The 24,149-nt window shown below is 34.6% G+C and carries 19 protein-coding genes and 2 rRNA genes; 20 read left to right on the plus strand and 1 reads right to left on the minus strand.

From position 1 onward, the window contains the following. The 20 genes from H0Z29_01310 to H0Z29_01405 all read left to right on the plus strand — a co-directional run. A 23S ribosomal RNA gene (locus H0Z29_01310) occupies positions 1–449 on the plus strand; the annotation flags it as partial. Between the two features lie 48 nt (positions 450–497). Further along, positions 498–614 (plus strand): 5S ribosomal RNA (gene rrf, locus H0Z29_01315). A gap of 150 nt (positions 615–764) precedes the next feature. Further along, positions 765–1,979 (plus strand): hypothetical protein, encoded by a 1,215-nt coding sequence (locus tag H0Z29_01320; GenBank protein MBO8130137.1) that lies wholly within the window; start codon positions 765–767, stop codon positions 1,977–1,979. Between the two features lie 15 nt (positions 1,980–1,994). Continuing rightward, a complete protein-coding gene (locus H0Z29_01325; protein MBO8130138.1) occupies positions 1,995–2,681 on the plus strand; it encodes a FecR domain-containing protein in 687 nt (228 codons plus the stop codon). Between the two features lie 38 nt (positions 2,682–2,719). Further along, positions 2,720–5,242 carry a hypothetical protein gene (locus H0Z29_01330; protein MBO8130139.1) on the plus strand — a complete coding sequence of 841 codons (2,523 nt, stop codon included), beginning with the start codon at positions 2,720–2,722 and terminating at the stop codon, positions 5,240–5,242. Positions 5,243–5,252: 10 nt separating this feature from the next. Next, positions 5,253–7,514 (plus strand): adenylate/guanylate cyclase domain-containing protein, encoded by a 2,262-nt coding sequence (locus tag H0Z29_01335; protein ID MBO8130140.1) that lies wholly within the window; start codon positions 5,253–5,255, stop codon positions 7,512–7,514. Between the two features lie 295 nt (positions 7,515–7,809). After that, on the plus strand, positions 7,810–9,375 hold the full coding sequence (locus tag H0Z29_01340; GenBank protein MBO8130141.1) for a response regulator: 1,566 nt from the start codon (positions 7,810–7,812) through the stop codon (positions 9,373–9,375). Continuing rightward, entirely contained in the window at positions 9,372–9,854 is a 483-nt protein-coding gene (gene tsaE, locus H0Z29_01345) for a tRNA (adenosine(37)-N6)-threonylcarbamoyltransferase complex ATPase subunit type 1 TsaE (GenBank protein ID MBO8130142.1), read from the plus strand. Before H0Z29_01340 ends, tsaE begins: the two co-directional genes overlap by 4 nt. Next, a complete protein-coding gene (gene tsaB / locus H0Z29_01350) occupies positions 9,835–10,470 on the plus strand; it encodes a tRNA (adenosine(37)-N6)-threonylcarbamoyltransferase complex dimerization subunit type 1 TsaB (protein ID MBO8130143.1) in 636 nt (211 codons plus the stop codon). Before tsaE ends, tsaB begins: the two co-directional genes overlap by 20 nt. Further along, positions 10,461–10,916 (plus strand): ribosomal protein S18-alanine N-acetyltransferase, encoded by a 456-nt coding sequence (rimI, locus tag H0Z29_01355; GenBank protein MBO8130144.1) that lies wholly within the window; start codon positions 10,461–10,463, stop codon positions 10,914–10,916. The genes tsaB and rimI overlap by 10 nt, the downstream gene beginning before the upstream one ends. 1 nt (position 10,917) lies before the next feature. After that, positions 10,918–11,751, plus strand: a complete 834-nt coding sequence (locus H0Z29_01360) for an acetyl-CoA carboxylase carboxyltransferase subunit beta (protein ID MBO8130145.1) — start codon at positions 10,918–10,920, stop codon at positions 11,749–11,751. Continuing rightward, complete coding sequence (gene surE, locus H0Z29_01365; GenBank protein ID MBO8130146.1) at positions 11,748–12,524, plus strand: 5'/3'-nucleotidase SurE; 777 nt, start codon at positions 11,748–11,750, stop codon at positions 12,522–12,524. Before H0Z29_01360 ends, surE begins: the two co-directional genes overlap by 4 nt. Further along, positions 12,524–14,071 carry a glutamine-hydrolyzing GMP synthase gene (guaA, locus tag H0Z29_01370; protein ID MBO8130147.1) on the plus strand — a complete coding sequence of 516 codons (1,548 nt, stop codon included), beginning with the start codon at positions 12,524–12,526 and terminating at the stop codon, positions 14,069–14,071. The genes surE and guaA overlap by 1 nt, the downstream gene beginning before the upstream one ends. After that, positions 14,062–16,140 (plus strand): penicillin-binding protein activator, encoded by a 2,079-nt coding sequence (locus tag H0Z29_01375; protein MBO8130148.1) that lies wholly within the window; start codon positions 14,062–14,064, stop codon positions 16,138–16,140. Before guaA ends, H0Z29_01375 begins: the two co-directional genes overlap by 10 nt. Then, on the plus strand, positions 16,137–16,862 hold the full coding sequence (gene pgeF / locus H0Z29_01380; protein MBO8130149.1) for a peptidoglycan editing factor PgeF: 726 nt from the start codon (positions 16,137–16,139) through the stop codon (positions 16,860–16,862). The genes H0Z29_01375 and pgeF overlap by 4 nt, the downstream gene beginning before the upstream one ends. A 21-nt stretch (positions 16,863–16,883) precedes the next feature. After that, positions 16,884–17,330, plus strand: coding sequence for a GatB/YqeY domain-containing protein (locus tag H0Z29_01385; GenBank protein ID MBO8130150.1), 447 nt, complete (start codon positions 16,884–16,886; stop codon positions 17,328–17,330). Between the two features lie 4 nt (positions 17,331–17,334). Then, positions 17,335–17,883 (plus strand): CvpA family protein, encoded by a 549-nt coding sequence (locus H0Z29_01390; GenBank protein MBO8130151.1) that lies wholly within the window; start codon positions 17,335–17,337, stop codon positions 17,881–17,883. A gap of 3 nt (positions 17,884–17,886) precedes the next feature. Beyond that, positions 17,887–20,238, plus strand: a complete 2,352-nt coding sequence (locus tag H0Z29_01395) for an endonuclease MutS2 (protein MBO8130152.1) — start codon at positions 17,887–17,889, stop codon at positions 20,236–20,238. After that, positions 20,238–22,052, plus strand: a complete 1,815-nt coding sequence (locus H0Z29_01400; protein MBO8130153.1) for a DNA primase — start codon at positions 20,238–20,240, stop codon at positions 22,050–22,052. Before H0Z29_01395 ends, H0Z29_01400 begins: the two co-directional genes overlap by 1 nt. After that, a complete protein-coding gene (locus tag H0Z29_01405; protein MBO8130154.1) occupies positions 22,042–22,803 on the plus strand; it encodes a hypothetical protein in 762 nt (253 codons plus the stop codon). Before H0Z29_01400 ends, H0Z29_01405 begins: the two co-directional genes overlap by 11 nt. On the opposite strand, the gene H0Z29_01410 is transcribed toward H0Z29_01405, so the two are convergent. After that, the gene (locus H0Z29_01410) at positions 22,796–24,088 is read right to left on the minus strand and encodes a ribonuclease H-like domain-containing protein (GenBank protein ID MBO8130155.1); all 1,293 of its coding nucleotides are present in this window, start codon (positions 24,086–24,088) and stop codon (positions 22,796–22,798) included. The genes H0Z29_01405 and H0Z29_01410 overlap by 8 nt on opposite strands. Positions 24,089–24,149 lie beyond the last annotated feature (61 nt).

Genomic DNA, 24,149 nt, shown 5'->3' on the forward strand with positions numbered 1-24,149 from the left:
CTCCCCCAAGAGTTCACATCGACGGGGAGGTTTGGCACCTCGATGTCGGCTCGTCGCATCCTGGGGCTGGAGAAGGTCCCAAGGGTTGGGCTGTTCGCCCATTAAAGCGGCACGTGAGCTGGGTTCAGAACGTCGCAAGACAGTTCGGTCCTTATCCGCTGTGGGCGCAGGAGATTTGAGGGGGGCTGCTCTTAGTACGAGAGGACCAGAGCGGACGAACCTCTGGTGTACCAGTTGTGCCGTCAGGCGCACCGCTGGGTAGCCATGTTCGGAAGGGATAAGCGCTGAAAGCATATAAGCGCGAAGCCCACCCCAAGATTAGATCTCCCTTCCCGATTAACGTCGGGACTGAAGGACCCTCGTAGACTACGAGGTTGATAGGCCACAGGTGTAAGCCCTGTGAGGGGTTCAGCCGAGTGGTACTAATAGTCCGTGAGTCTTGATCAAATCTTTTTATAAGATTAATTTGAATCACGCTCTCTTCTCTCAAGAATTTTCCCGGTGCCTATAGCGGAGGGGAAACACCCGATCCCATTTCGAACTCGGAAGTTAAGCCCTCCAGCGCCGATGGTACTGCCCTGGAGACAGGGTGGGAGAGTAGGTCGTCACCGGGAAACTTTTAAGCAAAGTCCCTATTTGGGACTTTTTTTGTTTGTAAGAATATTAATTCAATATTATATTCATTATTAGATGATTATTTGTTCTACCTCACATAAATTTAATTTAGTTTTATATAAAATAAATATGTTTTAGGAGGATTTAAAATGAAGAGGTTATTTTTACTCGCCTCAATAGTTTTTTTAATAGTAATGGTTATGCCTCAGGGTACGACAAATATTCAGATTATTAAGAATTACTTTTATAACTATGAGATATTTTATCTATCGGATTTTGATTTTAACGATGGTCGAAATAATCCTGATATTTTTTCCTATACATTACTTAATAGTGAGCCATTAGATGTTAGGATTAAAATTGAGTTTGAAATGATCGCTGATGTTCCAGCCCTGGGGCTTGATAATAAGGTCATATTTAGAGTTTTGACAACTCCTTTCACATTTAAGGGCAATTCCTCGATAACTATCACAACAAAAGATATTGACCTTAATATGGACAGAATCTACTATGATGATGGTACACCACTAACAGGGATTGATGTTGAAGAATCTGAATATATTTCAGAAGATGAGTTCGCTTCAATCCAGCAAGTTGTTTTTGCTTCAGGTAGGTTGCCAGCAGGAACATATTCATTTTTCTTCAAAATTCTAAATGAGGAAGGTGCTGAAATTATCAGCGATGACGAAATTCTGGCTATATCTAATCCCACAAGTCTTGAGTTAATTGCACCAGGTGGCGCTTTTGAAGATCAAATTCAGATTCAAACACTGTATCCTATATTTCAGTGGGAATCAGCAGAATTCATGTGGAATGAAGATTTATTTCCCCAGTGTGGTTACTGGATAAGAATTTGCGAGTATGATCCAGCTAAACATTCATCCGTTGAAGAAGCTTTGAATGATGATTCTAATCTACCTTTCCCGGATAATGGTGGGTATTATCGGATACCGCCGGAAATCGTTTTACAACTTAAGACAACGAGCCTCAATACGGCACCAACTACTTTTCAATACCCACTATCAGGGGCAAAGCCGCTAGAACAAGGCAAATATTATGTCTGGCAGGTTAAAAAAGTATATCCTACTACTTCTGGACCTGAAACCGTTGAAAGTGAGATATTTGTTTTTAAAGTATTTTCTGCAGAAAGAGAAGGAGAGACTAATATTTATTTGCAGTTACTGGAGCAGATAATTGGTACTGATACCTATGAAAATCTTTTTTCGGGTGAATTAAATGGATTTTTGCCAACAGGAGTGATTCTCCTAAATGATACTCAACAATTAACTCAGGATCAATTGCAGGATATAGCTAATGGATTTTTAATGGGTAATTATACAATTCAAAATATAAGAATTGAATAATACCGAGAGGACGCTATGAGAGTAAAAATTTTACCTTTAATTATGATAATTTTATTATACACTTTTTCTTATTCAAGTGAAAAAGTTGCCTTGACGATAAAATCCAAGGGAAATGCAAAGTTAAAACGGGCAGAAGATAAAGAATTTAAATATGATCTTAAAATTGGCACCTCTATTTTCAATAAAGATGTTGTGAAAACTGGTGATAATGGTTATGCAGTAATAGTATTTCTTGATGATAAGAGTCAGCTAAAGATAAGGGAAAATACACAAATGGTTATTGCAGGAGATAGAAAGCAAGGAGAGATTTCAAAGCAGATCAATATGCAATATGGGATTTTGAAGGCAGAAATTAGTAAGCAGAGAAAGGGTGATTTTGTAATTGCTACACCAACATCGGTAGCATCCGTTAAGGGAACTATTTTCTGGGTTATATCTGATCCTGTGAATGGGGACATTTTTTATGGTGTAGAGGGGACAGTAGAAGTAACTAATAATAATAGCGGTATAACAGTGGTTGTTGGAGCCAATCAATCGGGTACATCCACTCCCGATGGAGAAATTAATGTGGAAAATGTGTCGCCAGATGAAATGCCAGAAGATCCGACAGAAGCCGAAGAGGAGGAACAAATAAACACCTTGCGTATACAATTACAAAATTCAGATGGAGATACGAAAGAAATAATTATTGAGTATAAGTAAATCCTGTTGTAGATTTTCATTGGAAAGAGGTCTTTAATATGAAAGTTAAAGCATCCCTTTTTTTATTTATAATACAAATAGCAACTATATTTGGGCAATATAAGATATATCATACACCACCCAGTGAAGTTTATGAAGGTGAACCAATAAAAATTGAGGCTATTTTAGAACCTCCAGATATCCAGATATCAAGTGCCACGTTATATTACAGGATTGCTGGTTCTGATAGTTATAATGAGACTAATTTAGTATACGAAAATGGTGTTTTTAAAGGGACAATACCCGGTGGTTTTGTTACACCTCAGGGCGTAGAATATTTAATTATTATTGAATCAAGTGATGGTGCAATTTTAGCGTATCCTGAAGTTGATCCATATAATGTACCTATCTTTTTATCTGTTCTTGAAAAAAATGAAATGATTGAAAGTCGGCAGGTAGAAGCAACCGAAAGTTCCTCTTCAGATGAAGGTGTTGAGTCTGGAGCATTAATTTTGAGTCCCGAGGAAGGTTCTGTTATTGCTCCTGGGGAACTTTTAATAGCTGTTTCGTTATTTAATGTTTCAGATGTTGATTTGAATAGTATAAGGATATTCATAGATGGGCTAAATATTACAAAAGCTGCTGAAAAAACTGAGGATATGATTTTATGCAGACCTACCGGCGTAAGACCGGGGATACATTCTGTACGTATTGAGATGAAGAACATTAACGGTGAATCTTTTAAGCCGTTAATTTGGGGATTTACAATGGCAAGAAGCAAGGAGGAAGCTGAAAAGCTTATTAAATACTCGGGTAGGATTGAATCAAACGTATTATCAGAGCAGATAAGAGGTATAAAACAGGATATCCAATCCATTAGAGTGATTGGTGATGTAAATTATGATTGGCTTAAGTTCAGGTCTTTAGTATTTCTAACATCACAGGAATCTCCAAATAGGCAGCCCAAGAATAGATATTTAGCAGTTATTAATACTCCATTTGTGGATTTGAATTTTGGAGACGTAACACCAAGGATGAATGAGCTTGGTCTAAATGGAAAAAGAATAAGAGGATTTGAGGGAAACTTGAAACTGAAATACATAAATTTACAGCTTATAATTGGGGAGAGTGAAAGAGCGATTAAAGGAGATATAAAGCTGGATTCTATCAATTCAATATATAAGAGAACGGGTTATACTTTTAAGAGAAATGTATTTGCCATAAGACCGTATTTTGGAAGTGGCAGGAGATTTCAGCTTGGTCTTTCGGTCATTAAAGCAAAAGATGATACATTATCGGTAAAGAAATTTTTAGGATCAACAACACTAGCATTTGATAAAATTGAAATGGCTGGTGATATGCCCGAAGACAACATAGTAGTTGGTACGGATCTCACTTTAACATTTGATAATCGAAGAGTTGTTTTCAGAACAGAAGGTGCTTTTTCTATGTTGAATACAAATATTTATGATGGGGTTCTCACCAAGGCGAAGTTAGATACTTTTTTAGCCGATGATTCTTTAATGGATGGTAAAATTGGAGATTATTTTGAATTGAGTACAATACCTATAGAACCCGAGGATATAAAAGATATATTTATAATAAACCAGAATCAAAGACCTTTGTTACCAATAATACCAGACACAAGTGGTAATATAGGTTTAAAGCAGATTCTTGATATGCCTTCCACTGCATTTAAAAGTAAATTGAAGTTAAACTATCTTAATAATTATATAATTTTTGAATACAGGCGCATTGGACCACATTTTTATTCATTGGCCAATCCGTATATGCGCAATAATATTCAGGGATATACAATTTCTGATAAAATAAGATTATTTAATGGGCGATTATTTTTAAACTTATTATTTGATCAACGTAGAGACAATCTTAGCCAAGAGAATAGGGCTACGAATACAATAAGCCTCTTTTCTGCTGGATTTTCTATCTATCCAGGGGAAGGGCTGCCACAGATTAATTTCTCCACAAGACAGAATAGCCGGGCAAATGATATAACAACATTTGATACGGTGAGCACAGGCAGGGGAGATACATTATACGATTATCGAGAAGATAATGTTACAATTACTCAAAGTTTTAGTATTAGCCATAAGCTGCAGTTAGGTGGATTAACGAACCAGATAAGATTTATATACAATAATTCTGATCGCGTCGACAGGATTGAAGATAGGTTGCCTGGATATAGATTTTCCTCTTTGAATTCAGACATGTATAGAATTAGTTTAAATACTCAATATGCCTTTCCAATGCGTACCTATATAAGTTTTTCCAAGAATACCAGTAAAAGTGGTCTTTCTAAAAAACCAAATGAGTTCAGTTCCATAGACCTCAGAGCGATATACGATGTTTCTAATATGGGTTCAAATGTATATGCGGGTTATAAATATATCAATGCCACTGGAGGTATATCATTTAATCAAAGTACTATATACATTGGAGGAGATATAATAATATTTAGTAATCACCGAATTCGCGGTATGTTAAAATATGATAACTTAAACGATCCAGAAAATACTTATAATGATTTGAGCTTTAATATAGGATATACATTCACTTTCTAGAAACCTTTTAATGAAAAAAAATATACTAAGGCAACTTATAGCCGGTTTTATTATAGCTTTTGGTGTTTCTCTTGTTATGTTCCTATTACTTCGTATAGGATTTTTTAGATCTCTTGAATTGAAATTTCTCGATTATAGATTTAAGGTAAGGGGACCACTTGATGTATCAAATTCTAATATAATAGTCGTTGCAATAGATGATCAGACATTTAAAGCTTGCAAAGATAGATATCCTTTTCCTCGAGAATACTATGCACACCTTGTGAAAAATTTGATTGAAGTAGGAGCAAGACTAATTGTATTTGATATCCAGTTTACTGAGCCTGATTATAAAAATCCAAATGGGGATAGCCTGCTTGCTGAACAGATAAAAAGGGCAGGTAATGTTATCTTGTGCGGAAAGATTGTGAGGCAATTTTCGAGAGGAGGGGTTTATTCTTTTGCTGATACGCCAATTCCTATCCTTATGGAGACTGGTTCTGAGTGGGGAGTCGTAGGTGAGATACAGGATCCCGATGGATTTACAAGACGTTATTTAATTTTCGATTTAGTGAATAATAGTTTTATTTATTCCATAGGGATGAAGGTTATATTTAAAGAAAATGGTCTGTCGCCAAATCCAGATTTTTATTTGGATGATGAAGGATTTTTTGTCTTTTTTGATAGTACAAAAGCCGATAGTTTAAGGGTATTAGCACATAGGGGTTCAAGAGGGTTTGAACAGACAGTGCTAATAAATTATTACGGACCTGCTGGTACTTTTCCAACATACTCTTTATCATCTATTCTTGATGATTCTGAGTTTGATTTAAAGGAAGAAGAGGATACAGACTATATGGAATTGTTTAAGAAAAACTCAATTTATCCTTATGAGCTAAGGATAGCTCTTCTATCGGATTCTGTAAAGCAGGTGGAGGCATTTGCCGCTCTTGCTGAGGGAGATACGAGTATTGTTGAAGATATTATCCAATCGGAGAATCCATTTAAAGACAAAATAGTTTTAGTAGGTGTTTCAATAGAAGAGCTACACGATAATAAGTATACTCCATTTTACGAATATGGTGGTGTTAGAAGATTAATGCCAGGAGTTGAAACTCACGCTCATGCAATTCAAACAATATTAGATGGTAATTATATAAAGACACTGCCACTGACCTTGGACTTCCTGCTTATACTTATCTTTTGTTTGATTACTGTTATGCTGGTTTTACTTATTAGACCAGTCTTTGGGGGTCTATTTACTCTTGCGAATATAGCCTTAGGCGTTTATTTATCCATTTTTCTATTTAAAAATAATAATACATGGCTTTATATAACTCCTGTCATAGCGGGTGTGTTTGTAAGCTATGTTACCGATGTATTGTATCAATTTATTGCAGAGCAGAGAGAAAAGAAGAAAATAAGAAGTATGTTTCAGACATACATGAGTCCAAGAATCCTCAGGTATTTAGAAGAACATCCAGAAGCATTTAGTCTGAAGGGAGAGAAAAGAGAAGCAACAATGTTCTTCTCTGATATAGCAGGGTTTACTACTATCTCAGAGACATTACCTGCTGAGGAGTTAGCAATAGTTCTTAATAAGTATTTATCTCCAATGACTGAAATCCTGATGTCTTATGATGGTTATGTTGATAAATACGAGGGTGACGCTATTATGTGTGATTTCGGTGTGCCAGTTGAGGATCCTGATCATGCTTGGAAAGCCTGTTGGGCTGCTTTAGACCAGCAGGAAAAATTGAAGGAGTTAAGAGAAGAGATTAGAAAGGACCATGGTGTAAATATTTATGTAAGAATGGGAATAAATTCGGGTATAGTTAGTGCAGGTAATATGGGTTCCAATCAGCGCTTTCAATATACTGTGATGGGGGATGCTGTCAACCAGGCATCGAGATTTGAGGGTGCAAATAAGGTATATGGAACATGGATTATGATTGGGGAAACAACGTATAATAGTGCAAAAGATAAAATAGAAGCAAGAGTGCTGGATAAATTGGTGGTAAAGGGTAAGACAAAACCAATTACAGTTTATGAATTACTCTCGAAGAAAGGTAAGCTTGATGGTAATATGGAGGAAGTCAGAGATTATTTTACTAAGGGTTTGATGGCATATTGGAATAGAGATTGGGATAATGCTATAAAATGGTTTCAAAAAGCAATAAGGGTTCGTGGTGATGATCCACCATCGAGGGTATTTATAGAAAGATGTAAATTTTACAAGAAGAATCCACCGCCACCTGATTGGAAGGGCGATTTCGTAATGACGACAAAATAACTTATTAAAAAATAAGATCGGTATTATTTCTAATTGCCTTTGTTTTTATTTGTTAAGTTTAAATGAATAAAAAGATTATTTCGATATTGCTACAAGTTTAGTCTCGTATATAATTTATATTTAATAAGAACTTAGTCTTTTTCTGTTTTCAATTCTTTGTGGAAAACACCAGTATTTTGAATTTTGAGAATTTATTAAAGCTTGGAGTAAAGGAGAAGCAATTGAATAAAATATAACTAAAGTATAAAAACTTATAAATAATTATATTTAGAGGTTGAAAGAGGTGGATTTGACTATGAAAAAGAAAAAAGTATTGTGGGTAGATGATGAAGTAGATTTGTTGAAGGCACATATTTTATTTCTAAGAAGTAAGGGTTATGAAGTAGTTCCTGTTACCAATGGTGAAGATGCGATAAAACTGGTATGTCAGGATCATTTTGATCTTGTATTACTTGATGAGATAATGCCCGGGAAGGATGGATTGAAAACACTTGAGGAGCTAAAAGAAATTTCACCTGCGACACCCGTTGTAATGGTGACAAAAAATGAAGAAGAATCTTTGATGGAAGAGGCAATCGGGATGAAAATAACCGATTATTTAACAAAACCAATAAATCCATCTCAGGTTTTGCTGGTATGTAAAAAAATATTGGAACAGGGTAGAATAACCCTTGAGCAGATATCAAAGGATTACCTGGAAGAGTTCAATAAGATGTCACGAATTAATTTCTCAGACCTTGATTATAATGATTGGATAAAAATTTGCCTAAAGCTTGCGAGATGGGAAGTGGAATTTGATGAATATCCAGATAGTGGTCTTAAGGAGACATTAGAGGATCAAAAAAGAACATGTAATCTGGAGTTTTCCCGTTTTATCGAAAAAAACTATAAAAAATGGGTTAATGAACATCCCCAGAAAAGACCGACATTATCACCAGATTTGATAAAAAAATATGTTTCCCCCTTTTTAATCAGAGGGGAGAAAGTATTATTTATTCTTATTGATTGTATGAGGCTTGATCAATGGCTGACATTTTCACCAGAACTATATGAATTTTTCAATATAAAGACTGACTATTATTACTCTATTATTCCATCAGCTACTCCTTTTGCGAGAAACTCGATATTCAGTGGTTTATTCCCAGTGGATTTTACTAAAAATTATCCTGATATCTGGCTTAAGAATGATTCAAGCGAGAGTTCCATGAATCGATATGAATCTTCGATGCTTGGAAGTTTAATAAAGAAGAATGGAATTACATTAAAAGGTAGTTATAAATATATAAAAATAATTGGTTCTGAAGAGGGCTGGACATTGGAGAAAAAAATTAATACATATTTAACTTCACCTCTGGTAGCTGTGGTAATAAATTTTGTCGATATGCTTGCTCATAAAAGGTCAGAGATGGACTTTTTAAAGGAGATAGTACCGGATGAAGCTGGATATCGTTCTTTAATTAGGACGTGGTTTAAAAATTCGTGGTTATATTCGATATTGAGAAATTTTTCACAATATGATTTTAAAATTGTAATAACGAGTGATCATGGAAGCATTAAAGTCAAACATGATGTCGAAGTAATAGGAGATAGGGAAACTTCTCCTAATATAAGATTTAAATATGGTAAAAATCTAAATACCCATCCCAAATATGCGTTAAATATAAAAAAACCTGAAGAGTACAAATTACCATCTTTTGGTATAAATACGAATTATATAATAGCTAAGGAAGATTATTACTTTGTATATCCTACAAATTATCATAAGTATCAGACATTTTATAAAAATACTTTTCAACACGGTGGTATTTCTTTGGAAGAGATGATTGTGCCAGTAGCTATTTTGGAGCCGAGGTTGAAGTGATTAAGTATATTTCTGATAGCGCTGAGAGAACATACCAGTTTGGGGTGAAAATAGGTAAATTATTAAAAGGAAATGAGACAATTGCATTTTATGGAGAGATAGGTGCTGGAAAGACTACTATGATAAAGGGAGTTTGTGAAGGATGTGGTGTTAAGGATTTTATTACAAGTCCTACATACACTTTAGTTAATGAATATAAAGGAGATAAATTTAAAGTCTATCATATCGATTGTTATAGGGAAAATAGAATTGATGAATGGATAGAACTCGGGATTTTTGAGTATATTGCATCGCCAGGTGTTGTTTTAATAGAGTGGGGTGACAAGATTGAAGTATTGTTGCCTGATGATGTTATCAGAATTAGATTTGAGAGTCAGTTTGCACAGGAGAATAAAAGAATAATAATGATTAAAGGAAATGTCGAATGGATCGAACCTTTATCCAAGATGAGGTATATAAGTGAAAATACTGGGAATTGACACAAGTACAGAGAATTGTAGTATTGCTTTGGTTGAAAATTGTAAGGTGCTTATTCATAAAAGTGTTATTGGTAAATCTGTACATGCGGAGATGATAACAGAGCTTTTATACGAAGTTAAGAAATCAGGGATTAACTTTGATGAACTTGATGGAATAGCTGTAACAAACGGTCCAGGTTCTTATACAGGTCTCAGGATAGGCTTGAGCTTTGCAAAAGGGATGGCAATAGTAATAAACAAACCTATACTGCCTGTGCCGACATTTTCATCTTTGTACCACAGGGTTAAGGATGAGGTTGATGAGTACACAATTTTGTTTATAAGGTCTTATAGTAACTATGTTTTTTACGTTAAAGCAGGGGATGAGAATAATTTATTTGATAAGAAACCCGATGTTGATTCTGTAGAATCATTAGTTGAGAAATTCCAGGAAGTAAAAAGATTTATTGGGAATTATCCCTTCAATCTTGATAACAAAGAGGTACTTGTAAGGTACCCTGATAGTGTAGATACAGCTATACTTGGATGTTTATATTTTGATAAATTAAAAGCCCTTTATAGTTTCGAGCTTGAACCATATTATTTCTCGGAATTTAAGGCTGTTAAATGGAAGTAAAAGTCAAAGCAGAAATAAGGGAAGCTACCGCTGATGATATTGAAATGGTTATGGAAATTGAAGAGCTTTCCTTTGAAAATCCATGGTCTGAGTTTTCATTTATGAATGAACTTAGAAATCCTGTAACAAGATTTTATGTAGTTGAAGTAGAGGATAAAGTTAGGGGTTTTGTGATATTTTGGTACATTGATGATGAAATACATATAGCCAATTTAGCAGTACATCCAGAGAAAAGAAGGATGGGATTAGGTAGGATGTTGCTTGAAAAAGTGATAAAAGAAGCGAAAGAGAATGGAATTTTATATATATATCTTGATGTAAATTCAAAAAATGAGGAAGCAAAGAAATTGTACTTCAAATATGGGTTTGAAGTTGTTGGTGTGAGAAAAAAGTATTATAATAACCGTGATGATGCTTTACTTTTAACAAAAAAAATAGAGAGTTGAAATGGCCTGGTTTAAGAGAAAGAAAAAAGGGTTGTTGAGCACGGGGAAGAAGGATATTCCCGATGGATTATGGACAAAATGTTCTTCCTGTAATGAAATACTTTATACCAGAGAATTGGAGAAAAATTATTGGGTTTGTAAGAAATGTGGCTACCATTTCAGAATTTCATCGGATGTTTATTTAAGACTGTTACTTGATGAAGGTTGGGAAGAATTTAATACTCATATAAAATCTAATGATCCATTGAAATTTAAAGCGCTGAAGAAGTATTCGGACCAGCTGAAAGATGCTATTGCAAAGACGGGAATGAATGAAGCAGTAAGAACCGTTATGGGAAGTATCGGTGGAATAAATGTCATTATGGCGGTAATGGATTTTAGATTTATAGGTGGAAGTATGGGATCTGTTGTAGGGGAGAAGGTAGCAAGGGCTATTGATAAAGCGATTGAATTAAATCGACCACTAATCATTATATCTCAATCGGGTGGTGCGAGAATGATGGAGGGTATCCTTTCTCTGATGCAAATGGCTAAGACCAGTGCAAAACTGACGAGGTTGCATAAGAAGGGTATCCCATATATATCGATACTTACAGATCCGACAACAGGTGGGACAACAGCAAGCTATGCTATGCTCGGTGATATACATATAGCAGAGCCTGGTGCTCTTATTGGTTTTGCAGGACCGCGTGTAATAAAGCAAACAATAGGGCAGGATTTGCCTGAAGGGTTTCAAAGAGCTGAGTTCTTGCTCGAAAAAGGTTTTGTTGATATTGTATGTGAGAGGGCGGAGTTAAAAAGCCTGCTAGTAAGGATATTGAGCTTCTTTCAATGAGAAAGAATAATTACTATATTCTTGTAACAAATGACGATGGCATTTTTGCTGAAGGTATAGATACTTTGGTGACAGAGCTCAGAAAATTTTGGAAAGTTGTAGTTGTAGCACCGGAAAGTGAAAAAAGTGCTGTAGGCCATGCAATAACTCTTTCAGATCCATTGAGGGTCAAGAATTTTTCCAAAAACGGTAGATGGGAGGGTTTTGCTGTATCGGGTACACCTGCTGATTGTGTAAAAATAGGGGTATGTGCTTTATTGGATAAAAAACCAGATATGATTGTATCGGGAATTAATCTTGGTTCTAACACTGGAATCAATGTAATATATTCAGGAACTGTTTCAGCTGCTACAGAGGGCACAATAATGGGAATACCATCGATAGCAATATCACTTGGAACCTATACCAATCCCAATTTTAAACCTGCGGCTCAATTTGCAGTGAAAATTGTAGATAAGATTTTAAAAGATAGATTACCTGAAGGAACATTGCTCAATATTAATGTTCCCAATGTAAAAAGTATTGACGAAATAAAGGGCGTAAGAATAACACGTCAGGGAACTTCTGGTTATGCAGAAAGTTTTGACAAGAGAGTTGATCCGCGTAATCGAACGTATTACTGGATGGAAGGGGATAAAATAATTAAAGAAGATGATATAAATATAGATGATGTTGCTCTTATTAATAATTATATTTCCATAACACCGATCCATTATGATCTTACAAATTACACTGTTATTAATCATTTTAAAAAATGGGTAGAGACGCTTTAATGGACGACAGGAAAATTAATAAAGTATGGATAATAGATTTTGGTTCACAATATACTCAGCTAATTGCCCGAAGAGTTCGTGAGTGTAATATATTTTCGGAAATTGTGGAACCTAAGGTTACTGCCAATGAGATAAAGGCAAATGGAGTATCAGCTCTTATTTTCTCCGGTGGTCCTTCAAGTGTGTATGAGGTGGAATCCCCAGATATAGACCCTGAAGTATTTAATTTACGCTTGCCAATGCTTGGTATTTGTTACGGATTACAGATAATTGCTAAGCACTTTGGCGCTAAGGTGCACTCCGATATTAAAAGAGAGTACGGGCGAAGTCTTTTAAGGGTAGTAAGAAAATCGCCTCTTTTCGAAGGAATTGACAAAGAGTTCATAGTATGGATGAGTCATGGTGATCATGTCGATACTCTACCGGAAGATTTTGAAATAATAGCTGTTACTGAGTATAATGTCCCGGCGGTTTTGTCTCATAAAACAGAGCCGATTATAGGTGTTCAATTTCATCCTGAAGTTATTCATACCGCATACGGTAAAGAAATTATTCGCAATTTTCTTATTAGGATAGCCAAATTGAAACAGGATTTTACTCCGAAATATATAATTGACCAAATTAAGTCCGAAGTAAAGGAACGAGTCGGTGGAGAAAAGGTTTTAGTTGCAGTTAGTGGAGGTGTTGATTCATCTGTAATGTCGGTAATATTATATCAGACTCTTCGCAAGCAGTGTATCCCAGTATTCATAGATAATGGGCTTTTGAGGGCAGATGAACAAATTGAGGTGGTAAAAAGGCTAAAAAAAGATCTTGGTATTCCTATAGAAAGTTATAATTATAGCCATAATTTTTTAAAAGCATTAAAAGGTGTAACAGACCCTGAGCGTAAGAGAAAAATAATAGGGCGAACTTTTATAGGAGCTTTTGAAGAGATAGTAAAAAAATATAAAGGGGTAAGATTTCTTGCACAAGGGACACTTTATCCGGATGTTATTGAGAGTCGTTCTGTAAAAGGTCCATCCCAGACGATTAAAAGTCATCATAATGTTGGAGGTTTGCCGAAGAGGTTAAAATTTAAATTAATTGAACCATTTAAATTTTTATTTAAAGATGAAGTGAGAAAAATAGGTGAGGAGCTTAACATACCGAAAGAGATACTTTACCGTCATCCGTTTCCTGGTCCCGGATTGGCTGTAAGGATAATTGGCGAGGTTACAAAGTATCGACTAAGACTGCTGCGGAAAGCAGATAAGATATTTATTGATGAGCTGAAATCAAGCGGTGAGTATTATAAAATATGGCAAGCTTTTGCTGTGCTATTGCCGGTAAAAACTGTGGGGGTTATGGGTGATAAGCGGACATATGAAAATGTAATAGCACTCCGGGCTGTTACGAGCATGGATGGTATGACGGCGGATTGGGCAAAGATACCCTATAATATCATGGACAGTATAGCCACGAAAATTGTGAATAAAATTAAAGGTGTTAACCGGGTTGTATATGATATCACTACAAAGCCACCGGGGACGATAGAATGGGAATAGCACGTACGTTTATATTAATAATTGTCTCATTTATATTTGTTAATCTATTAATACCTGAGTATTCTATACAGGATTCTATTAAATCGACAGCTATTGATACTATAGTTATGGATACTTTGTATGGTGATAGTACTCTTAAAGCTGATACTCTAAAGGAATTTGTTGATACACTGAAGATTAAATTTGAAGATGGTGTAAAGTTTTATAATAGAGGGGAATACAACCGAGCATATCAATTGTTTGATGAGTTGAGGTCGATTCCATCCCTGAAAAATAAATACTATAACGCCTCTTTTTTAATGGCTATTAAATGTAATTTGAGACTTGGTAGATATAAAGAAGTGATAGAAGAAGGGCTAAGTTTCATTAGGAGTGTTAAAAATTCAAAGTACATTGATGATTTGTATTACGCACTTGGTGATGCCTACCTATTACTTGGGATTTATGATAGTTCATTTGTGAATTATGCAAAGGCTGTTGCCTATTCTGATAATTCAATTCTTATTGATAAAGCATCTGATATGTTGAGTATAATTTCTGACTTTCATTTATCTTTGGAAAAACTTGAGGACTTAAAGGATATTGCAACGGGTCCTGAAAATGCAATAATTGTATTGAAACTTGCTGAGAAATATAGTGATATGGGAATGGATCGCGAGGGGATAAAAGAGCTAAAGACGGTTAGAAAAGAGATTTCGGAAATATTATCGGATCAGTATTATCGGGATATATATGATAAAATAAGGGGGAGCCATGATAAAAAATACTATATAGGGGTTATTCTGCCACTGTCTGGTGATTATGCTAAAATCGGTAATGCTATTCTTGAAGGTGTGAAGTATTCATTAATACAATTTAGAAGGATTTCGGATATTGATATATCCTTTATCATATTTGATAACAATGGTGATATTTATAAGACAATTCATCAAATGAATTACCTTGCTAGGAATAATAAAGTGATATGCGTTTTTGGCCCGGTTACAAGTAAAAATTGTATACCTGCAGGAGTAATTGCTAATGAAAGAAAAATACCACTTATTACTCCTACTGCTACTGATAGTAGATTAACTGGGTTAGGGCGATACATTTTTCAGGCAAATGTTGATTATGTTAATTTGGGTTACATGCTTGCAAAATATGCTGTAGATGTTATGAAATTCAAAAATGTAGCGGTAATTGCACCGCTTGATATGTACGGTAAAGAGATGGCGGATGCATTCTGTGAGGCATTTGATTTTTACGGAGGTAATATTTTAACCCAGCAATGGTATTATGGTACTCCTGAGGATATTTCAGAACAGCTGAGAAGAATTAGAGCAATAGGTTTGGAAATAGCCAGAAAAAATTTTGAGAAAAAGTTGAAATTTATGGCTGACAGTTTAAATGCTCTTATAAATACGCCAGGGTCCTTATACTATAATCTATTATTTTATATAAATGATTCGTTATATAGTTATATTCTTGGCGATAGCATAGTTGAAATGGGATTAAAAGATGTTCTTATATACACTGGATTGATGGATTCAGCAGAATTTGAAATACCGAAGCGGGATACTCTGGATTATAAGATAACCACCATTGACGCTTTGTTTCTACCTATACATACCTCGGATATGGATTATATTTTACCACAGGTAGCTTACTATAATATTCAGACGTTTTTACTGGGTGACGGAAATTGGTATGATATTTATAGGTTAAGAAGGAGTAAGTCCTATATTAAGAATCTTTTTTTTATAAGTGACTACTATATTGATGAAATGAAGGTTAGCTATAGAAATATGTCAGTAGGATTTAGAGCAAAGTTTGGTAAGTATCCAGGGAGATTCCAATTGTATGGATATGATACAATGAATGCTATTCTTTCCAGTATAAATGAAAAAGATGTTTCAAGGGAAAGTTTAAGGGATCGTTTGAATGAGTTAAATCTATTCAGGGGTATTTCAAGGAATATTTCATTTACTGGCAATAGGCCAAGAGTAAATAATAGTTCATTTATACTTAGATTTGATGGAGAAAAGGTTGAGCCAGTTGCAATATTAGTTAATGGAAAGGTTATTGATTGAGATCAGAAATACAATTAAAGATAGCGAGTAAAAAAGGAAGCTTGCACTATTTAAGCTCGATTTTGTTAGATAAAATACCCTGGGTTAATCATGCTTTTGGAATTAAAGGTGAGTCGACTGGTAATAAAATAAATACCTTGGGTGATTTTGTTAAAAGTTTTGGATTGTTTCCAGAATTCATTTCTGAGGTCGACCAAATTCATAGCTCAAAGGTTTTTATAGTATCAAAACCTGGGATAGCAGGTAGGGGTGATGGGTTGGTGACGAATAAAAAAGGGTTGATATTAGCGGTAAAGACAGCTGATTGTGCTCCTGCATTATTTTGTGATACAAAGAAGAGGGTTATCGGTGCTGTTCACATTGGATGGCGAGGAATTGTAAAGGGTATAATTGAAAAGTTCGCTGATGTAGTTGTAAAAGAATTTGGTTCAAAGATGGACGAGATTTTCTGTGCTGTGGGTCCATTTATTCGGGAATGTTGCTACGAAATCGGGGATGATATCATTGGCTACTTTAAGCATTACTATCAATTAGAAAATGGGAAAATTTTTCTCAATATGGAAGAAGAGATCAAGGACAGGTTATTGAGGGTAGGCATACCAGTAGATAATATAGAATTTTTAAAGCATTGTACGGCCTGTGATCCAGAGAAGTTTTTTTCTTATAGAAGAGATAGGGGGAAAACAGGGAGGATGTATTCAATTATAATGATAAATAATTAAAAGGGTTAAAAGAGGTTTGGTATGGGTATAAAAGAGAGGTTACAAAGAGATTTAGTTGAGGCTATGAAGAAAAAAGATATATTGATGGTCAGTGTTATCAGGATGTTGAAAAATGGAATTAAACAAAAAGAAATAGAACTTAAAAGAGATTTATCTAACGACGAGGTTATTAATGTTTTAAATCATGCTGTCAAACAGAGAAAAGAGGCAATAGAGGCGTACGAAAAAGCTGGAAGAGAGGATATGGCTGAAAGGGAACTTCGTGAACTGGAAATAATACAGACATATCTACCAGAAAAGTTAAGTCAGGAGGAACTTATTAAAATTATTGATCAGGTTATAAAAGAAGTAGGGGCAAGTAGTATGAAAGATATGAGCAAGGTTATGCCAAGGATTATGCAGATAGTTAAGGGTAGAGCGGATGGTTCTGAGGTACAAAAAATAGTTCGTTCAAAGCTGGCAGGGTAAATCAATGATCAATAATATTTTTGATTTTATTACATTAATTATTATTGGCTTCCTGGCATTGAGGGGTTTCAGAAGGGGGTTGATTGAGGAGGCTGTAAAGCTAATTGCCCTCGGATTTTCAACAGTGTTAAGCATTAAATATTATTCAGTCGGGGTATCACTTGTTAAAAATTTCTTCCCATCTGCTGAGGGAGTGCAGGTCGTACTAGGATTTTTAATAGTTTTTATAGTTATATATTTGGCATTTTACCTGCTCGGAACAATAGTCAAGGGCTTAATACAGATGCTTCGTCTTGTGTGGCTTGATAAAACATTGGGACTTGCATTTGGTGGACTCAAAGGTGTGGTAATTATGTGCCTTGTAATATGGCTTATTTCAGTTTTCCCTGAATTAACGATTGATAAGCAGATAAGGGAAAAGTCTGTTCTGTATCCCGTTTTGAATAGAGTAAAAACCGATGTTACAAAAATTTTCCATATATCTGACGAGCTTGATAACATTGGAAACAGTATAAGAAGCATTTTTAATCTTGAAGTACAAAAGAACGAATAATTTATGATAGAAATGGAAAATGTTTATAGGAAACTTGAATATTATAAGTTGCTTGGTCATATATCCAAAAAAGCTCTTTCTTCCCCGGGTTGCAAGAGAATTTTATCTATAAAGCCTTTTAACAATTTAATTGAAATAAAATCCACTCAGGATAAAATATGGTCTTTAATGTCATTGATTGAAAGGGGTGAGAAACTCCCTATTGTGCAGTTTAATGACATTAGGGATGAGATTTTAAAAGGAAGAGTTAAAGAGTCTTTTTATCCGGTTGAAGTGCTTAACGAGCTCAGGAATATTCTCACTATGTGTGCTGGTATAAAATCTTTTTATGCAAAGCACAAAGATTGCCTTAAACCTTTAAGCTTTAACATAGTTGTGTTAGACCCGCTTTTAAATATACGAAAAGGGATAGATAAGATTCTTGATATAAATATGAAGATTAAGAGCAGTGCTTCTCCGCAGTTGGCAAAGATAAGGGCGGAAATTAAACATCTGGTTGATCTAATGCACATTAAGATAGAGCATGTTATGACGAAAGCCAGAAAAGAAGGCTGGTTAATGGAGGATAAACCGACTATTAGAGATGGCAGGCTCGTAATTCCTGTAAGGACTGAATTTAAAAGAAAAGTAAGTGGAGTTATTCACGGACAGTCTGCAACGGGACAGACTACATTTACTGAACCTATGGAGATAGTAGATATTAATAATAAATTAGTAGAACTTGAAGAAGAGGAAAAAGATGAGATAAGACGTATATTGAAAAATGTTACAAAACAAATAAGACCCAATATTGATACAATATTAGCAAATATTGTAGAACTTATTGAGCTGGATTATCTGAATGCTTGTGCAACCTATGGCGTCGAAGAGAAGTGTTCGTTACCGGAGATAGTTGGTGAAAACAATGGTTTTTACATACTGAATGCCCGACATCCCGTACTTGCAAAGATCAAAGATGTCATACCACTAAATTTTCAAGTATCGGGAAATATTAAAGCTGTAGTTATAACAGGTCCAAATGCTGGTGGTAAAACTGTAGCAATGAAAACAGTCGGGATTTTGTCCCTTATGGCAATGTGTGGATTACCAATTCCTGCTGATAAAGGGAGTTACATTCCGTTTTTTGATAAGTTTTTAGTTGATATCGGAGATCAGCAGTCAATTGAAGATGACCTATCTACATTTACTTCCCATATGAAAAATCTAAAAAACTTTATAGATGTTGCTGATAATAAGAGTTTGATTTTAATAGATGAACTTGGGACGGGTACTGATCCGGTCGAAGGCTCTGCCCTTGGGCGGGTTATTGTCGAGGAAATGATTGGAAGGGGTGCATTTACCATTGTAACAACTCATCATAATGCGCTAAAAGCTTTTGCCGAGGAGAATCCAAAGGTAGTTAATGCAGGAATGGATTTTGATCCTGATAGACTTGAGCCAACCTACAAATTGAAAGTTGGGATTCCTGGAAATAGTTTTGCTATCGAAATATCCAAGAGGATAGGTCTTGATAGTGACCTGTTAGAAAGAGCTAGAAGCTATATTGGCAAAGATGTTGTAGATTATGAAAAATTACTTTTGGAGATTGATAAGCAAAGGAAGAGGTTAGAAATAGAAAGAGAGGAAGTTGAAAGAGCAAAGAAAACACTGGATAAAGTTGTACAGGAATATCAAAAAAGACTGGATCGATTAAAGGAAAAAGAGAAAAAGTTTGAAAAGCAATTGAAAGAAAAATTAATGGCAATTGTTGAGGAATATAAGCGAGAGTTAAACAGAACTATAAAAGAGATCAGAGAAACAAAGGCAGACAAAATGACAATTAAGAAAACGTTAAATATTATAAATGATATGGAAAAAGACATAAAACAGAGGCAAGAAAAGAAAAAGATTATAAATGTTGATTTAAACGAAGGTGATATGGTACTTGTAAAAGTACTTAATAAAAACGGTATAATTAAGGAAGTAAATAAAAAAACAAATAAAGCATCGGTTGTTATTGATGATAAAATACTTGTGATTGATACGTCAGAACTGGAACTGGTAGAGCAAGGTGATAAGGTTGTTGAGAGTAATGAACATGATGGATTTTCTGTTAATATTGAGGAAGATATAGTCTCTACGACACTTGATATAAGAGGTAAGTATCCCGATGAAGCAGAAGGGGAGGTTATTAGATTTATCGACAGGGCTATGTTAAAGGGGGTCAAAAGAGCCGAAATTGTCCATGGGAAAGGAACCGGTGTACTGCAAAAGCTTGTCTGGAATCTGCTCAAAAATATAAAAGGAATAAGGAATTACTATTTCGATGTTCCTGAAAGAGGTGGCTCGGGTAAGACAATAGTGGAGTTTGAATAATGCCGAGGATACCTCAGCATGTGATAGATCAGATTAGAGCAAGAGCAGATATACTTGAAGTTATTTCAGAGGTAGTACAGCTTAAAAAGAGAGGAAAAAATTGGTTCGCTCTGTGTCCTTTTCATCATGAAAAGACACCCTCATTTAGTGTAAATCCTGAAATGGGTATATATCATTGTTTTGGATGTGGAAGAGGTGGTAATGTATTTACATTTTTAATGGAATATGAAAAAATAGATTTTATAGAAGCTGTGGAAAGATTAGCTGAAAAATATGGTATCAAATTAGAGTATGACGAAAAAGGAGTTGGTAATAGAACTGATACATCACTTCTTTATGAATTACATGAAATTGCGCTTAAATACTATACAAGCAAGTTATTTGAACCAGAGGGTGAAAAGGCTTTGAATTATTTAAAATCAAGGGGACTTAGAGAGGAAACAATTAAAAGGTTTAAAATTGGCTATTCACCGGATAAGTGGGATGGTTTGTTTAATATTCTAAACTTATCAAAATATTCTTTGAATGTTTTAAAGAAATCAGGTCTTTTTATTGTAAGTGAAAAGGGGAACTGTTATGATAGATTTCGTGATAGAGTTATGTTTCCAATTTATAATTTGAACAATAGAGTTGTTGCATTTGCTGGTAGGTCACTTAAGGAAGATGATAATGCCAAGTATATGAATTCCCCGGAGACTGATATATATTTTAAAAGTGCAACACTATTTGGTTTAAACTGGTCAAAGGATTATATAAGAAAAAATCAGCAGGCAATAATCGTTGAAGGATATACTGATTTTATGAGAGTTTATGAAAGTGGTGTTAGAAATGTAGTTGCTGTTTCGGGGACTGCTTTTAATGAGCATCACGCTCGGGTTTTGAAAAGATTTGCAAATAGTATCGTTTTGAGTTTCGATGGAGATGAAGCAGGTAGAAAAGCCGCGGAGAGGGCAGGCTATGTGCTTTTAAAAGAAGAGTGCGAGGTAAAAGTTGCAAGGTTGCCTGATGGAAGTGATCCGGATGATTTTGTGATGAAAAATGGAATTGAAGCATATAACAAAATAATAGAAGAAGCAATTGACTTTATTGATTTTATTGCCGATAAGATTGCAGGGAGTAAAGTTTCCAATGTGGAAAAGACAAAACTGATAAATGAAGTTGCAGTGGAATTTGCGAATATAAGGAATCCCGTATTAAAGGAAATGGTCTCAAGGCAGTTTGCTGAACGTATAGGAATCGAAGAGTCTTCATTTTTCAATTTAATAAATAGACTTAAAAGAAAGTCAGCGCGGTTAGAGTCTACGGGAGATAAAGTTATTGATTTTAAGGAGTTGAAGGGGCGACAAAAGGCCGAATATGAACTGATTAAAATTCTATTGCATAGCCCCCATCTGTATAAAGATTTTGTGCAGGAATATATTGATCAAGAGAGATTCACGATAGAAATTTTGCGAAAATTGTTCAGCTTAATTGTTGAGAAGCTAGAAAAAGAGGGTGATTTTAATCCATCGGAACTATTTGATTTTGGCTGGATGGAAAGTGAAAATAAGTTTATATCGAAGTTAATGCAGGATGCTCTTGATCTGGAAAAAATACCTGATCAAGAGGATATCAGAACGGTAGCAATAGACTGCATAAAACGAATCATTTTTGATGAGTATAATGAGGAGATAAGGTTATTGAGAAATAAAATTAAGGAAAAGGAATTAAAAGGGGAGCTTGAAACCGAATACCTGAAAAGGCTGAGTCAAATTCAGAAAGAAAAAAGGGATCTGGAAGTTAGATTAAGGAGTGTAGTAGCAGGTGATCGTTAAAGCTTTTAGGCTTGGGATATTTTTTCTTACAATATTAATATTTTTTAGATGTGGGCTTAGAAAGGAAGAGAATATCAACTCAATCTATTTTGACGGTGATTTTTATCTTATAATAAATTCTGATGACTCTCTGAATGGTATTTTTAATAATGATTTTGCAATTGAGATGTGGGTATCTGGTATTGATGATTCTACGATTCATGATAGAGTTATTTTATCACTGGCAAGGCACAATAGGGATATTTTGCAGCTGCGGGAAGATGCAAAGTATCTGTCTCAGCTAATTTTTACATTGGAAGGAAATATTTTCCGGTACAACAAGCTTGAAGATGATTATAGAGGCCATAGATTCTACCATATATGTGTTACAAGATCAGGCAATATTATTTATCTGTATATGAATGGAACAATTATTGATCAGTTCCCCATATTAATTGATTTAGCTATTGATAAAATTTTAATTGGTGCCTCTGCCCTTGGATTTTCTGATTCAACCTTATGGATTGGTTATATGGATGAGTTTCGGATATGGTCTGTCTATAAAGACAATTCAGCAATTCAATTTCATTATAATAATCCAGACAAACTATGTATCCATTACAGTGAATCATGTATCAATAGCCTGAAAGTTATTTATAGATTTAACGATAGACTTAGAGATATAATTCCAAATGAGGCTAAAGGTATTTACGATGCGATGGTTGTAGGAAATATTACGGGGATTAACTGGTCATCTAAGAGTGTTAGGTAGCTATTTTTCTTTTTACTCTGTTTAGTCTTTTTATTAATTGTTGAATGTCTTCTCTTTTTGTATTACTTATTCTTTCAAGAGCCATCTCAATATATTTTAATGCTTCTTTATAGTTTTTCATCTTATGTTCGTAGTATTTTGCAAGTTCTATATAAGGGGTTAAGTAAAATGGATCATCAATTTTTATAGATTTCAAAAATACACTTTCCATTTCTCTAAATATCTTTTTCTTTTTGTATAGCATGCCAAGTTTTATTAGAAATTCTTTTTTTACGAATGATGGTATATTGTGACTGATTAGCTCTTTATACTCTTCAATTGCTCTGTCGATTTCCCCTTTTTTGGTTAAGATTTTTGCTCTTGATTTTTTTATAGATGGGGTGTTTGCATGTGGGTCGATATTGTGGAAATGTTGCCAGATAGCAATTGTTGTAAGTACCAGTGAAAGTATGTCCTGTCTATTGTGATCAAATATTGGTTTTATTTCTTTCGGGTCTGATGTATGAAGATATCTGAAATAATATCTGGGCACCTCTTCGCCTGGAATATCGTTTTCTCTTTTTATTGAAAGAATTTTTTCCTCGATTGTGGAAAGCTTGCAATTTTCAAGTTCCAGATTCCACAGCTGTCTTGCAGGGTAGAGAAGGTCAAGATGTGAAAGATTTTTAAAAGGGGAGTCAAGCATATTTAAGATATAGCGGGATTCCAGAATTGGTATATCAAAGGCTTTTCCATTAAAGGTAATCATTGTACTGTAAGATTTTAAAAAATCGGCAAGTAATGATAGCATTCCCGCTTCTTTGTTAAAGTTTTCAATAAAATATTGATCAATAAAAAATTTTTCCTCGCTCAGATAGCCAATACCGATTATAAAACTGATTGTTCCAGTACCTACAGATAATCCTGTTGTTTCTGTATCAAGGAATATTGTCTGGTTAAAATCAATTGCGTCTATCTGTTTAAAATTACCAAGTTTTGCCAGCCATGTATCATTTATCTGTAATATTTCCTCTAATTTCCTATTTCCCATTCTATTTGAAATTTGAAATTGACTTCTTGCGATAAATACATCACCATGTGGGGTATTATACCATTTTCCGTTAATGAAATGTTCAATATTTTTATAATCTTTAATAACCACCTCTTCAGGAAAGAATTTTTCTCTTGTAGATTTTTCATATATTCTCTGAAGTTTTTCTTTAAGGTTTGATATTTTAGCGGGTTCTATTTTTGATTTATCCTGTCTTTCCAGGAAGTTTTTTAATTGCCTTGATAGGTCTGCCATTTCTTCTTAGCTCAATTTATTCATTTTTAAATTAATAAAATTTTATAAAAAATTTCTTACT

Source organism: Candidatus Neomarinimicrobiota bacterium (assembly GCA_017656425.1).
GTDB lineage: Bacteria > Fidelibacterota > UBA2242 > UBA2242 > B5-G15 > JACDNV01.